This window comes from Streptomyces sp. NPDC005533 (assembly GCF_042871845.1).
In the GTDB taxonomy this organism is placed as follows: Bacteria; Actinomycetota; Actinomycetes; order Streptomycetales; family Streptomycetaceae; genus Streptomyces.
Map to the genome: position 1 here is coordinate 74,627 of NZ_JBIAJH010000029.1, position 13,173 is coordinate 87,799.

At 72.7% G+C, this 13,173-nt stretch carries 14 protein-coding genes; 5 read left to right on the top strand and 9 right to left on the bottom strand.

Going from position 1 to position 13,173, the window contains the following annotated elements; genetic code table 11:
• Positions 1–36 precede the first annotated feature (36 nt).
• Entirely contained in the window at positions 37–834 is a 798-nt protein-coding gene (locus ACFYP3_RS26250) for a tyrosine-protein phosphatase (protein ID WP_388837167.1), read from the bottom strand.
• A 34-nt stretch (positions 835–868) separates the two neighbouring features.
• The gene (locus tag ACFYP3_RS26255) at positions 869–1,456 is read right to left on the bottom strand and encodes a rhomboid-like protein (RefSeq protein ID WP_388837170.1); all 588 of its coding nucleotides are present in this window, start codon (positions 1,454–1,456) and stop codon (positions 869–871) included.
• A gap of 65 nt (positions 1,457–1,521) precedes the next feature.
• Here ACFYP3_RS26255 and ACFYP3_RS26260 point away from each other — a divergent pair, with 65 nt between their 5' ends.
• Complete coding sequence (locus ACFYP3_RS26260; protein WP_388837173.1) at positions 1,522–2,331, top strand: hypothetical protein; 810 nt, start codon at positions 1,522–1,524, stop codon at positions 2,329–2,331.
• Between the two features lie 79 nt (positions 2,332–2,410).
• Complete coding sequence (locus ACFYP3_RS26265) at positions 2,411–3,865, top strand: PepSY-associated TM helix domain-containing protein (protein WP_388837176.1); 1,455 nt, start codon at positions 2,411–2,413, stop codon at positions 3,863–3,865.
• Positions 3,866–3,951: 86 nt separating this feature from the next.
• On the opposite strand, the gene ACFYP3_RS26270 is transcribed toward ACFYP3_RS26265, so the two are convergent.
• Both ACFYP3_RS26270 and glnII read right to left on the bottom strand, forming a co-directional pair.
• Positions 3,952–4,545 (bottom strand): winged helix-turn-helix domain-containing protein, encoded by a 594-nt coding sequence (locus ACFYP3_RS26270; protein WP_388837179.1) that lies wholly within the window; start codon positions 4,543–4,545, stop codon positions 3,952–3,954.
• A gap of 518 nt (positions 4,546–5,063) precedes the next feature.
• A complete protein-coding gene (gene glnII / locus ACFYP3_RS26275; protein ID WP_388837182.1) occupies positions 5,064–6,083 on the bottom strand; it encodes a glutamine synthetase in 1,020 nt (339 codons plus the stop codon).
• A gap of 212 nt (positions 6,084–6,295) precedes the next feature.
• Here glnII and ACFYP3_RS26280 point away from each other — a divergent pair, with 212 nt between their 5' ends.
• Positions 6,296–7,213: a Gfo/Idh/MocA family protein gene (locus ACFYP3_RS26280; RefSeq protein WP_388837211.1), complete on the top strand. Its 918-nt coding sequence runs from the start codon at positions 6,296–6,298 to the stop codon at positions 7,211–7,213.
• A 28-nt stretch (positions 7,214–7,241) separates the two neighbouring features.
• On the opposite strand, the gene ACFYP3_RS26285 is transcribed toward ACFYP3_RS26280, so the two are convergent.
• From ACFYP3_RS26285 to ACFYP3_RS26300, 4 genes are all read right to left on the bottom strand, one after another.
• Entirely contained in the window at positions 7,242–7,688 is a 447-nt protein-coding gene (locus ACFYP3_RS26285) for a hypothetical protein (RefSeq protein ID WP_388837185.1), read from the bottom strand.
• 235 nt (positions 7,689–7,923) lie between these two features.
• Positions 7,924–8,370, bottom strand: a complete 447-nt coding sequence (locus ACFYP3_RS26290) for a hypothetical protein (RefSeq protein WP_388837188.1) — start codon at positions 8,368–8,370, stop codon at positions 7,924–7,926.
• 403 nt (positions 8,371–8,773) lie between these two features.
• The gene (locus tag ACFYP3_RS26295; RefSeq protein ID WP_388837191.1) at positions 8,774–9,337 is read right to left on the bottom strand and encodes a hypothetical protein; all 564 of its coding nucleotides are present in this window, start codon (positions 9,335–9,337) and stop codon (positions 8,774–8,776) included.
• 304 nt (positions 9,338–9,641) lie between these two features.
• On the bottom strand, positions 9,642–9,956 hold the full coding sequence (locus tag ACFYP3_RS26300; protein WP_388837194.1) for a hypothetical protein: 315 nt from the start codon (positions 9,954–9,956) through the stop codon (positions 9,642–9,644).
• Between the two features lie 494 nt (positions 9,957–10,450).
• On the opposite strand from ACFYP3_RS26300, the gene ACFYP3_RS26305 reads away from it, so the two are divergent.
• Entirely contained in the window at positions 10,451–10,771 is a 321-nt protein-coding gene (locus ACFYP3_RS26305) for a hypothetical protein (RefSeq protein WP_388837197.1), read from the top strand.
• Between the two features lie 769 nt (positions 10,772–11,540).
• Here the strand turns inward: ACFYP3_RS26305 and ACFYP3_RS26310 are convergent.
• A complete protein-coding gene (locus ACFYP3_RS26310) occupies positions 11,541–12,002 on the bottom strand; it encodes a MarR family winged helix-turn-helix transcriptional regulator (RefSeq protein ID WP_388837200.1) in 462 nt (153 codons plus the stop codon).
• Positions 12,003–12,067: 65 nt separating this feature from the next.
• Between ACFYP3_RS26310 and ACFYP3_RS26315 the strand changes: the two genes are divergently transcribed.
• Entirely contained in the window at positions 12,068–12,916 is an 849-nt protein-coding gene (locus ACFYP3_RS26315; RefSeq protein WP_388837203.1) for an alpha/beta fold hydrolase, read from the top strand.
• Positions 12,917–13,173 lie beyond the last annotated feature (257 nt).

The following is a 13,173-nucleotide window of genomic DNA, read 5'->3' on the forward strand; positions in this document are numbered from 1 at the left end:
GGGTCCCCTTCGAGTGCAATGTCCCGGGGTGCGGGGTCAGGCCACCAGGCGGGCGCGCAGCGCGTCGACCGTCTCGTCGGGGACGCCGAGCCCCTCGCGCACGTACTTCTCCATGGAGCCGTAGCGCGTCTCCACCTCGTCCAGCGCCGCCTCCAGGTAGGAGGGGAAGACGCCGATCAGCGCGAGCGCGATGTCCGGGTCCCCGCCGGCGGCGGTGAAACCCTCGATCATCGGGGCGAAGGCCTGCTTCACCGCCGGGTTGACGGAGAGGTATTCGGCCATCAGGGTCTCCTGGTCCGCGCCGAGCAGCGCCAGGATCACCGTCGCGCCCCAGCCGGTCCGGTCCTTGCCGGCCGTGCAGTGGAAGAGCAGCGGGCCCGCCGTGGGGTCGGCGGCCTCGGTGAGCAGCATCCGGTACGCGGCCTGCGCGGAGACGGAGTTCACGAAGGACCGGTACGTGTCGGCGAACAGCGCCTGGGCCTTGCCCCCGCCCAGGTGCTCCTCCGCCACCGCGGGATCGGACAGCAGGTCCTTGAGCTGCGACGCGGCGGGCTTCTTGCCGGCCTCCCGCAGCTTGTCCGCGAGGACGTCGCCGACCAGCAGCCGGGCGCCGTCGGGTATGCGGTCGGGGTGGTCGGCGCGCTCGGCGTCGGTGCGGAAGTCGATCACGGTCCGCACGCCCAGGGCCGCCACGACCGGATCGGCGTCGAGGTCGAGCCGGTCGAGCTGGCCGGAGCGCAGCACCAGCCCGGGGCGGACGGTCCGGCCGCCGGCGAGCGGGGTACCGCCGAGGTCGCGGAGGTTGGCGACGGTGGTGGAGGGGGTGGCGGTCATCGTGGCGGCTCCAGCGGTACGGTCATGCGACGATTCAGGCAAGTTTCTGATGTTTCGCCCCGGAAAGACAATCGAGGGCCAGCGAGACCCCGATGCCGATCCCGAGCGCGGCCAGGTGGCCGGCGTCGGTGAAGGTGCGCCCGCGCTTCAGCACGGGCGCCGCGGCGAGCACGAGCAGGCCGGCCCGGGCGGCCGTACGGACCCTCCCGCGCGGCAGGGCCGAGGTCAGCGCACCAAGCACGGCGTTGAAGCCGTAACTCGTCCCCACGTCCAGGGAGCGCCGGGTCTGCGGATCGGTCGTCCTGCGCAGGGCGCCGTACACCAGGAGGGTCGCCGTGGCGTGCCCGAACAGGAACACCGCGGCCGTCCACCAGGCGCCGTACGCGTACTCGGCGTACCCGAGGACGGCGACGAGCAGCAGGGCGTAGGGCAGGGGCATGGGCTCCTCGACGACGACGGCGCTGCTCAGCAGCGTCTCCCAGCGCCCGGCGGCGAGGTTGTCGACGTTCGTCGAGCACGTGCGCAGCAGCCGATCCCGCTGCGCCGGCTCCGTCCGCTCCAGGGCGTACGCCCCGAGCTGGACCGCGCCGGCGTACACCGCTCCCAGTGGAATTGCGTTCACGTACTCATGATCGGATACGGCCCTCCGGTGGTCTCCGGCGGGCCCCGTGGGATCATGTCCCGGTCATGTCTGAGGAATCCGCGCCCCTGCGCGCCACGCGGGCCGCGATCTTCGCGGCGATGTGTGTCGCTCTGGGCGCTGCGGGGCATTCGTACATGTCCGGGACGGATGTCCCGCTGACGGGTCTTCTGAGCGCCTTCGCCGTGACCGGCGGGCTCGCCTGGCTCGCCGCCGGGCGGCGGCGCGGTCCCGTGGGGATCGCCGCGGCCGTGATCTGCGTCCAGGGGGTGCTGCACCTCCTCTTCTCGGGCAGCCGGGCCGCGGGGCACGTGGCGGGGCACGTCGCCGCCGCGCCCGCCGCGACCCAGGGGCACCACCACGTGCCGGCCGCCGGAGGCCCCGGTACGGCGCACGCGGCGCACATGGCGAGCACGGCGGACGCGGCGGGGACCGCCGACGTCTCCGGGATGGACGACCTGGCGAGCGCGGCCGACATGGCGAGCACGGCCGACCTGGCGAGCGTGGCCGACCTGGCCGGGACGGCCGCCCACGGCGGCGCCGGGATGATCGCCGCGCACCTGCTCGCCGGACTGCTCTGCGCCGCCTGGCTGGCGCGCGGCGAGGCCGCCGTCTTCCGGCTCGCCCGGGTCCTGGGGGCCGCCGCGCTGCACGCGGCCCGGCCGCTCTCCCGCGCACTCGCCCTGGTGCGGGCGCGGGTGGCCGCCGTACCGGCCCCGCCCGTCTTTCCCGCCCCCTACGAGCGGCCGCGCGGCCTGCGCGGGGCCGTACACGCCCATGCCGTGGTGCGCCGCGGGCCGCCCGGACCGGGTCCGTTCCCCCGCCTCACGGCCCCCGGCCGTCCTGCTCGCGCCTGACCCGGCGCTCCCTCGCTGCGAGGGACGGCGAGACCTGGGGCCGATGTCCCCATGCCTTCGCCCACACCGAGGAACCACCATGTCCCTTGACGAGGTCCAGGACGTCCGCACCCCGGACGCCGACCCATCCGACCCGCCCAAGAGCCGCGCCGGCGGCTGGGCCGCACTGCGGCCGCTGCTCCTGCGCATGCACTTCTACGCGGGCCTGCTGATCGCCCCGCTGCTCTTCCTCGCCGCCGCAACCGGCCTGCTCTACGCCGCCTCCTGGCAGGCCGAGAAGATCGTCTACGCCGACGAGCTGACCGTCGCCCGCGTCGGCGAGAGCGTCCTGCCGCTCAGCGCCCAGGTCGCGGCCGCCCGGGGCGCCGCCCCCGAGGGCTCGGTCGTGTCCGTGTGGCCGGCCCCCGACGCCGAGGCCACCACCCGGGTGATCATGGAGAGCGAGGGGCTCGCGGAGGGGCGAACCCTCACCGTGTTCGTCGATCCGTATACGGCCGAGGTGCGCGGGCAGGTCGAGACCGCCGGTGACGCACTGCCCCTGCGCGCCTGGCTGAGCGAGTTCCACTCCAGCCTCCGGCTCGGGGAGTTCGGCCGGAACTACAGCGAACTCGCCGCGAGCTGGATGTGGGTGGTCGCGCTGGGCGGTCTCGCCCTGTGGATCGGCCGTCGCCGCAAGCGCAGGGCGCGGCTCGTCCTCCCGGACCGGGCGGCCACCGGCCGCCGCCGCACCCTGTCCTGGCACGGGGCCGTCGGCCTGTGGACCGTCGCCGGACTCGTCGTCCTCTCCGCCACCGGCCTGACCTGGTCCCAGTACGCCGGCGAGAACATCGGGCGGCTCCAGGACGGCCTCGGCGGGGCCACGCCCGCCGTGTCCGCGAAGCTGACCGCCGGCGCGGACTCCGGCTCCGACGAGCACGCCGGGCACACCATGCCCGACGGCACGCCGATGGCCCCGCCGCCCGCGCCCACCGCCGACGTCGGCCTCGACCAGGCCGTCGCCGCCGCCCGGGAGGCCGGAGTCACCGAGGCGATCCGCGTGACCCTGCCCGCCAAGGGCAAGGGGTACGTCGTCAAGGAGCAGGACAAGCAGGTGCCGGTGCACTTGGACGCGGTCGCCGTCGACCCCGCCGACGGCCGGATCATCGACGAACTGCGCTTCGCCGACTACCCCCTGCTCGCCAAGATGACCCGGTTCGGCATCGACCTGCACATGGGTCAGACCTTCGGCCTCGCCAACCAGATCGCGCTGGCCGCGCTCGCCGTCGCCCTGATGTTCCTCGTCTTCTGGGGCTACCGCATGTGGTGGCTGCGCCGGCCGACGAAGGACCGCGCGTGGTCCGTGGGCCGGGCGCAGCCGCGCGGCGCCTGGCGGAAGCTGCCGGTGACCACGCTCCTGCCGCTGGTCGCGGTGACGGCCGTGGTCGGCTGGTTCATCCCGCTGCTCGGGATCAGCCTGGTCGCCTTCCTCGTGGTCGACGTCCTGCTGGGCTTCGTCGCGGGCCGCCGCGCCGAGGCGGCCGCCCCGGCCGCGTGAGCGCGTGAGCGCCTGACCGTGCGACGCGTGCGGGCCCGTACTCCACCCGGGAGTGCGGGCCCGCCGCGTACGGTCGCCCAGGCCGGTCAGGGTGCGTACTTGTAGCCCACCCGGCGCACCGTCTGGATCGCACCGCGGTGGGACGCGCCCAGCTTGCGGCGCAGGCGGGCGATGTGGACGTCCACGGTGCGGCCGTCGCCGACGTGGCCGTAGCCCCAGACCGTGGTGACCAGCTGGTCCCGGCTGTGCACCCGGTGCGGGTGCTGCACCAGGTGCGCCAGCAGCTCGAACTCCAGGTAGGTGAGGTCGAGTACCCGCCCGTCGACCTCCGCGGTGCGCTGCGCCGAGTCGATCCGGACCAGGGCGTCGCCCGCCCGCGCGGCCGCGGTCGGGGCCGGGGCGGGCGCGGGCGCGGCCGGCGCGGCCACGGTGTGCGGGGTGAAGCCGATGGTCGGCTGCTGGTCGGCCGGTACGAGCACCAGGTAGCCGATCATCGGCGGCTGGCCCGGCAGCGTCGGGAGGGTGTGCTGGGGCGCGGGCAGCCAGGTCGCCCCCGGCGGCAGCAGGTCCACGACCCGGGCCACCTCGTCCCGGTCCACGGAACGCAGCCGGTGGCGCGGAGGGGGCGGATAGGGCAGGGAAGCGGTCGCAGCGGAGGTGAGGGTGCGGGTGTTCGCCATGAGTGGTCAGCTCTTTCACGCGGAGTGGTCGGCAGGGAGACGTACGCACGTCATCGATGTCGCACCGCGCAGACCGAAGGCCTGAGGGAAGGTCAGAGGGAGATCCCCGAGGCTTTAGAGGGCCGGCGCGTTCTTCGCGCGGCAACACTCCCGGTCGTAATCGTGGTCCTGACGGGAGGGCCAGAACGGCTCGAGGTCGCTGCGACCTGACGAGGTGTGTGAGTGGCTGGCCATGGCCTCATTCAAGCAGATGTGAGGTCCCGCGGGCAGGCAGCGTCTCATATCATGGATCGGAATCTCATATTCCGCCGCAAACGCTCGTCAAAACAGGGCATTCGCCTCAACCTCTCGGTCGCCCACGCCGGTCCGGCCCGCGCCCCGTATCGCATCGTGGTCCCCCCCGCGGCCGGCCACGGCTTCGCGGTCGCCGCGGCCCGCGGGAACGGGCAACGCCCGCCGGCCCTGTGGGGGCGCGGCGGGCGTCGGGGCGGGTCCGGGCGGGTCCGGGGGACCCGGGGTCAGACCAGGCCGTCCTTCTCCAGGCCGGTGCAGCAGGTGTCCGTGATGAGGCGGGTCACCACGTACGGGTCCACGTTCGCGTTCGGGCGGCGGTCCTCGATGTAGCCCTTGCCGTCCTTCTCCACCTGCCACGGGATGCGGACCGAGGCGCCGCGGTCCGAGACGCCGTAGCTGAACTCGTTCCAGGGGGCGGTCTCGTGCAGGCCGGTCAGGCGCTCGTCGATGCCCGCGCCGTAGTTCTTCACGTGGTCGAGCGGCTTGCTGCCCTCGCCCAGGGCCTCGCACGCGGTGATGATCGCGCGGTAGTCCTCGCGCATCGCCTTCGTGGAGAAGTTGGTGTGCGCGCCCGCGCCGTTCCAGTCGCCCTTGACCGGCTTCGGGTTCAGCGTCGCGGAGACGTTGAAGTCCTCGGCGGTGCGGTAGAGCAGCCAGCGCGCGATCCACAGCTGGTCGGAGACCTCCAGCGGACCGACGGGGCCCACCTGGAACTCCCACTGGCCGGGCATGACCTCGGCGTTGATGCCGGAGATGCTCAGGCCCGCCGCGAGGCAGTGGTCCAGGTGCTTCTCGACGATCTCGCGGCCGAAGATCTCGTCCGAGCCCACGCCGCAGTAGTAGCCGCCCTGCGCCGCCGGGAAGCCGTTGACCGGGAAGCCGAGCGGGCGCGCGCCGTCGAAGAAGGTGTACTCCTGCTCGATGCCGAAGATCGGCTCCTGGGCGGCGAACTTCTCGGCGATCGGACGCAGCAGCGCGCGGGTGTTCGACTCGTGCGGGGTCATGTCGATGTTCAGGACCTCGCACAGCACGAGGACGTCGTCCCCGCCGCGGATCGGGTCCGGGCAGGAGAACACCGGGTTGAGCACGCGGTCGGAGGCGTGGCCCTCGGCCTGGTTGGTGCTCGATCCGTCGAAGCCCCAGATCGGCAGCGCGTCGCCGTCCGAGAGGATCTTCGTCTTGGAGCGAAGCTTCGCCGTCGGCTCGGTGCCGTCGATCCAGATGTACTCAGCCTTGTAGCTCACGGGCCCCATCCTCAGACTCTGCGGGTGCTGCTGGTCGCTGCTTCATCGCTGCGGTGATGACCGCAGCGTGCCCGCCCGCGATTTCCCTTCCGTTGCCCATGTGTGAACCCCGTGTTACCGAGGTTTACGCCGCAGGTCGGGTGGGCTGTGCGGGCCACGAGCGGGTCGGGGGTGGAACGCCCGTCCGAGTGGGGCAGACTGAGCGGGTGAGCATTTCGTCTGATTTGAACCTCATCGGAGAGCCCCGACCGCGGGTCGGACTGCTCGGCACCGGCCCCTGGGCGCACCGCACCCACGCGCCCGCCCTCGCCGCGCACGCCGGCTCCGACTTCGTCGGCGTGTGGGGCCGCCGGCCCGAGGCGGCGGCCGAGCTGGCGCGCGTCCACGACGTGAAGGTGTACGAAGACCCCGACCAGTTGTTCGCCGAGTGTGACGCCGTGGCCTTCGCCCTGCCGCCCGACGTCCAGGCCCCCCTCGCCGTGCGCGCGGCCGCCGCCGGCTGCCACCTGCTGCTCGACAAACCCGTCGCGACGACCGTCGAGGAGGCCGGGGCCGTCGCCGACGCGGCCGCCCGCCACGGCGTCGCCTCCGTCGTCTTCCTCACCCTGCGCTTCGCCGAGCCCACCGCCGGCTGGGTGGCGGAACAGGCCGCACGCTCCGGCTGGTTCACCGCGGCCGCCCACTGGCTCGGCGCCGTCTTCCCGCCCGACGGCACGCCCAGCGCGTACGCCGACTCGCCCTGGCGCAAGGCCAAGGGCGGGCTGTGGGACGTCGGCCCGCACGCGCTCTCCGTACTCATCCCGGTCCTCGGCGAGGTCACCGAGGTCAGCGCCACCCGGGGCCCCTCCGACGTGGTCCAGCTGGCGCTGCGGCACACCTCCGGCGCAGCCAGCACCGCCGTCCTCAGCCTGGGCGCGCCGCACGCGGCCGCCGGCGTGGGCCTGCAACTGCGCGGCGCCGAGGGCGTGTACGAGCTGCCCGGCTGGAGCGACGTACCGGGTGCCTACGGCCGCGCCCTGGACGCGCTCCTCACCGCCGCCCGCACGGGCGTGCCGGATCCGCGCGGCGCGGAGTTCGGGGCCCGGCTGACGGAGATCCTCGCGCAGGCGCAGGCGCAGCTCCCGGGGTGACGCGGGGGCCGCGTGCTGGACGACCGCCCTACTTGATGACGGCGTTCGCCACGATGATGGCCAGGCCGATGGTGGCGTCGGCCAGGCCGATCAGCAGGGCCGAGGTCATCCGGTAGCCCACGCGGAGCGCCACGACCGAACCCCACCCGAACAGCAGCGCGGTGTTCAGGCCGAGCCCGACGGCGGTCACCGCGTAGGCGTCCCAGTCGAAGACCCCGGCGGCGACCAGCAGGAGGACGGTGGGCAGGGCGGCCACGATCAGCGGCCATTCGTTCCACAGTGCCAGGCTCAGCATCCGCCATCGATAACGGGCGGAGTCCCGCAGGTGGGAGGCCATGTGGTGCGCATAGCCGTGTGCCAGCCCGGCGGTCGCGGCCGTCACGAGCACCCAGCTGGCGTCGTAGTACGGGGTGAACTCCTCGCCTTTCTGGTGCAGCGCGGCCAACAGCGCACTGGCCAGAACGGTCCCGTACACGCCTCCGAACATCCAGTCGGCCCCCCGCCGCCCGGGCCGTGAGCCCGACCCGGCGGGGAGGGTCGGCTGGGCCGCTCGTCCGTGTGGCTGCTGCTCCTCGTTCACAACGGGTCCTTTGATCCGATACGTCCTCTTTCCTGCTCTGGCCACCCTAGGGGGTAGGAGGTGGGGGTGAGATGAAGAGGGGCGGCGGGGGCGGGGGCCGCTTCGGCCGTGGCCCGCCGCTCGCAGGGCTTCAGCGGGTCGACGTCGACCTGCGGTCCAGTCGGGTCGCATGCCGGGTGGTGCCGCGCAGGCCGACGAGGAACGCGGCGATGGAATCCGGTGCGGCCGGGGCCTCGGTCCGAAGGATCCGGTAGCCGTCGACTTCGACACCGTGGACGGGGCGCTGCTGCGGCCCGTCCTGGGACTGTTCCACCCTGCTGGCTTTCCGCCGATGCGCCAGGGAGTCGGCACCTGCGGCAATGACTTCGGCGAGCCGGTTGGCGAAGGCCGCGTTGCACCCTCCGAGACGGACGAAGCCGTGACCGGCCACCGGCCCGTCGTTGCTCAGGGAGGGAAGTGTCAGGTCCGCGAGCGCGAGCGCCGCCCGGAGGTTGGTGACGGCGTCTTCACCGGCCTGGTAGGCGGTGTCCTGGCGCCGCTTGTACTGGACTCGCTCGGGGTAGCTCATTTCGTACATGTCGCTGATCTCTCGTGATAGGCGTGGAGATGTGGGGACGCGGCGCCGGAGCGCGCCGTGCAGGTGCTTCGGCGGGATGTGGGTCCTTGCCGGGCGCGACCCTCGCCATGGGACGTGGCTCAGCTGCGCGGCAGCCGCCGGCGCGCGAGGGGACAAGGGTGGGTAGACCGTCGGACTGAGTCTGCGTACGGCCCGTGACCATTGGTTTCGATCTTCGTTGCAAAGGCGCAGGTGAAAACTCCGACGTGTGGAAAGGACCGGGTTGACCAGGGAGTTAGCGGCTACTACCGCCCTCGCCCTCCGCGGTCCCCGCTCGGGGGACGCTCGGTTCGCCACCGTCGACAACCGGAACCCCTCGCCCACGTCACGGGCCGTCGCTCCGGCCTGCGCGCAGGCACGACCGTCAGGCGCCGTACCCGAATCCGCGGGTGGGGGACGCGGGGCGGACCGCCCTGCTGTCCGCCGCGGGGTAGCCGGGAGGGACGCTGCCCGCCCCGCGCCCGGCCGCGGCCGTCTGCCTGAGCGGAACGGACAGCGAGGCCGTCGGATTGCGGTGCCGCGCAGCGGCTTGACGAGGCGGTCGGGTGAGTGTGATCTGGCGGACCAGCTGTTGGAAGCAGGCCAGCGCCGCGACTGCGGGCAGCGCGGATGCCGCCCCGGCGGCGATCGTTCTGGGCGCCTGGGCCACGCACAGGAGCGTGGCCAGGGTGGAGAACAACAAGACGATGGACCAGGAGTGGAGCGCGCGGCGCTGGTGCAAGGCCGATCTGAGGATGGACAGGGAGGCGACCATCCAGGGGCCGTAGATGAGCAGGGGCCACCAGCTGACGACTTCGCGGGCCGTCTGGGGTCCGGCGCTGTGGCGCAGGGTGTCCCAGATGGCCAACCCGCTGAGGATGCTCACGACAGCGGCGATGGCCCCCACCAGCACGGCGGTGAACAGGCTGCCCGTTTGCAGCAGGGTCACCACGGGCGTTTTCGGCAGGTGCCGGCGGTGCCCCCTGGAGGGTCGTGCGGGTGGCCGCCCGGCAGGGGGGTGTTGCAGTCCTGCGACGAAGCCGATGGCGTTGGCCGTGTCCCCGGTGAGCGGCTCCCGCTGCCCGGATGTGGCGCTCTCCTGCAGGAGGTCGGCTAGTTCCTCCACCGGATCCCACGAGCGAAGCGCCTCATCGGGCCCGCCGAACGGTTGAGCGGTGGGGTCCGGCAGACCCCAGGACGTCGAGGTCTCCGGCTGGGGGTGGAGACCGTGGAGGTTCGGGTACCCGTACGGCTCATACACGGGAACTGCCGCCCGCGCACTCGCCCACGGCCGTAGGAGACGCCGCCGTGTGCCCCCACCGCCTGCCGAAGTCGACCTGGATCGTGCTCATCGTATGGAGGAAGTCCTCGAAGATCGTGGACGAGTAGCTCAGATCGATCTCCAGACTCTCGTGTTCCAGCGTCGCGTTCCGGGTCACACCGCAGTCGCCTGAGCCCGGAATGAAAGTCCACTTCCCGATCCGGATCGCCCCGGAGTGAGTGCCGGCTCCCTGTCCGTCCCCCTCTGCAGTACTGCGGAAGAAGAGGGGGAGCTTTGCTGTTGTCATATTCCATAAACGCTGTCGATGTTGGTCAGGGTATGCGCCATCCGGGTGATGGTGGCCGATGAGTAAGTGTTGGGCCTGTCTTATCGGTTCGACAAACAGACCAGGCGCCCATCGAGCGCGCCCTTTTCGACGCCCGGCTCCGGCGCGACGGACCCGTCATCACTGACGCGTCGTCCGCCCGTCCGTCGGAGCGGCTGATCTCCCGTGCCGCGCCGGTATGCGTCCGCGCATGCCGCCGGCTCTCGCCGCCGCAGGGCGGCCGCACAGGTCTGCCCCCTCGACGTCGAGCCCCGTCATCGGCTCCGTCGACTTCGTCCGGCGGCAGCCGGCTGATCATCGGTAAATGAATCGATATGCCGAGGCCGGCGGATCGCCGCGGATGACTGCAATCGGAGGACAGGGCGCAACCTGGCATATGCCGCCACGTTATGCCGGGGGATCGCCGAGGCTCCGGCCTGGACGTCTTTGAACTTCAGCCTTCGAAAGGACCAGTCGTGGGACGCATCCTCCTGTGGATCGTGCTGATCTCCACCCCCCTGGGCACAGTTTTCACTGCCTGGTGGTCCTCAGGGGTGGGCGGTCTCTGGGGCGTCGACGCCCTTGAGTTGAGGCGCCGACAGCGCTTCATGTGGGTCCTGTCCCTCCATGTGGACGCCATGCGGCTGTCTCGCGGGGAAGCCGTGGTGCCGGCGGGGCGGGAGGAGGAGCCGCTCGGCGTCTTCGCCGCCGACTCCTTCCTGAGCCATGTCGGCCACCCGTCACACGATATGTTCCGGCCGGATGATCCCTTTCCGGCGGCCGGCTCCACCCGCTGAACGGCAGCTGCGACGGCGGTATGAACGATCAAGAGCGCGCGACGGAAAGGTGGCTGATATCGCCGAAACGCCCTGGCAATTCGCGCATCGATAGGCGGGTGAAAAAACCCCGGCAATTCGTACATCGACAGGCGGGTGAAAACCCCGGCAATCCGTACATCGCTGCTTTCTCGCTACCGCATCGGTTTTGTTGAAAAAGCGACGGCTGGTCGTATTCCTGCTCGATGCGCTCCGCGCCGACGTCAAGGGAAAGTTGGGACGTGCTCACACTGAGAGAATTATTATCGGCTTATCGCTGGGGTGCTCGCACCCGCTCCACGAGAAGGGTCGCGTGAGGATGCGCCCCTGCGGTGACCCAGGGGTTCCGGGCCCGTGGGCGGCGGCGAGACGGCTGGCGTCCACGGTCCGGGCGATGTCGATGCGGACGATCCGCCGCCTGGCTGAAGCAGGTACGGCCGGCGAAACCACCCGGCCCCGCACGGGGGTGGACGCGATGCCTGCGCTTCGGGACGAATACAGGGCGGGCTTCTCCCTGTCCCCACCTCCCCCGGCGGGCGCGGCAGTCGACCTCCACGCATGCCCATGGTGCCGATCCCTCGGAAGTCCCGAGGCTCCCGGCGGGTCCGGGACCGCTGAGGACCGCCGGCCGTGACGGACCCGTCCCCCATCATGCCCCGCCTCTCGGCCGTGTACGCCGGTTCGGGCCGGCGCCTGAGCCGACGCACGAGGTGCAGGTCGAAGCCGGACGCGGGGTCCGCGCCCGGGTTCGTCACGCGCCGGGCTCCGGGGTGAACACGGCGTGCGCGGCCGTCAGGAAGCGTCGTACGGCCTCCCGTTCGGCGGGGTCGAAGCCGTCGAGCACCTGGAGCACCCCGTCGATCAGCGGGCCGAAGAACTCCCGGCCCAGACGGATCGCCGCCGGCTCCACGCGCAGCAGGATCCGCCGCCGGTCGCGCTCGTCGCGGATCCGCGCCACGTGGCCGAGCCGCTCCAGCCGGTCGATCACGGCGGTGGTGCCTGCCGAGTTGAGGCCGAGCCGGGCACCGAGCAGACCGGCCGTGGCCGGCTCGTCCGCGCGCGCCGCGTCGAGCAGGCAGATCAGGGCCCGGACGTCGGTGGCGTGCATGCCGTTGCGGGCGGCGAACTCCGCCTGGCGCAGGCCGAACTCGACCGTCACCGCCCGCAGGAGGTGCACCAGCCGCAGGTTGTCGGGTTCCCGGTTGTCGTCCACATCGCCTCCGCCTAGGATCTCTCGCTGAGCGAGATTATCGCCCAGCGAGACATTGGAGCCCCGCCATGTCACCCGCCACGTTCCGGACGTCCTCCTTCCGCGCCGCCTACGACGAGGCGCTCGGCCAGTGGCCCGGGCCCGTCGAGGCCGCCGACCTGCCCACCCCGTACGGGATCACCCGCGTCAACAGCTGCGGGCCGGCCGACGCCCCGCCGCTGGTGCTGCTGCCCGGCGGCGGGGCCACCTCCACCGTGTGGGGCGCCGTCGCCGCCGCCGGGGCCGCCCGTACGCACCGGATGCACGCCGTGGACCTGGTGGGGGACCCCGGGCTCAGCGTCCCGGCGCCCGGGCGGGCGATCCGATCCGTGGCGGACCTGGTCGGCTGGCTCGACGCGGTCCTCGACGGGCTCGGCGCGCACGGGCCGGTGACGCTCGGCGGCCATTCGTACGGGGCCTGGATCGCCGCCCACTACGCCGCCGGGCGCGCGGCCCGGCTCGGCCGCCTCGTACTGATCGACCCGACCCGGGTCTTCGCCGGGCTCCGCCCCGGGTACGTGCTGCGCGCGCTGCCCGTGCTGGTGCGGCCCACCCCCGAGCGCATCCGCTCCTTCCTCGCCTGGGAGACCCGCGGGGCCGCCCTCGACCCGGCCTGGCTGCGGGTGCAGGACGAGAGCGCCCGCTTCCCCGCGGTCCGCCCCGTCACCGGGCCGCGCCCGGACCTGGCCGCGCTCGCGGCGGCGCCGGGCGGGCGGGTCGACGTGCTGTTCGCGGAGCGCGCCCGCTGCCACGACGCCGGCGGCGCGGCACGGGCCGCACGGGAGGCGCTGCCGGGGGCGTGCGTCGAGGTGCTGCCGGGGGTTGCGCACCACGCGCTGCCGCTGACGGCGGCCGGGGAGCTAGCCCGCCGCCTGTGACGGTCCGCCTCCGCCCGCGCCTCAAACGCCGGCGGGGCTGGATTGGTGCGGCGCAGCTGGAGGGTGCGGCTTACAGATCGGGGCTCCGCCCCGGGCCCCGCTCCTCAAACGCCGGAGGGGCTGATTTGGCGCGGCGAAGCTGAATATGGGGGTCCGGCTGGGTGGTGTGTCGGCGCTGGGGAGCAGGCGGGTCGGTTGGGGTGGGGGTGGGTGTGTGTCGGGGTGATCCCCGCAGGGTGCCGAACGCACTGCCGCCG

Coding starts and splice junctions, on each gene's coding strand:
- ACFYP3_RS26250 (WP_388837167.1), bottom strand. CDS start 834: ATGACCGCCACCCCCTCCACCACCGTCGCCAACCTCCGCGACCTCGGC.
- ACFYP3_RS26260 (WP_388837173.1), top strand. CDS start 1,522: ATGTCTGAGGAATCCGCGCCCCTGCGCGCCACGCGGGCCGCGATCTTC.
- ACFYP3_RS26265 (WP_388837176.1), top strand. CDS start 2,411: ATGTCCCTTGACGAGGTCCAGGACGTCCGCACCCCGGACGCCGACCCA.
- ACFYP3_RS26270 (WP_388837179.1), bottom strand. CDS start 4,545: ATGGCGAACACCCGCACCCTCACCTCCGCTGCGACCGCTTCCCTGCCC.
- ACFYP3_RS26290 (WP_388837188.1), bottom strand. CDS start 8,370: ATGTACGAAATGAGCTACCCCGAGCGAGTCCAGTACAAGCGGCGCCAG.
- ACFYP3_RS26300 (WP_388837194.1), bottom strand. CDS start 9,956: ATGACAACAGCAAAGCTCCCCCTCTTCTTCCGCAGTACTGCAGAGGGG.
- ACFYP3_RS26315 (WP_388837203.1), top strand. CDS start 12,068: ATGTCACCCGCCACGTTCCGGACGTCCTCCTTCCGCGCCGCCTACGAC.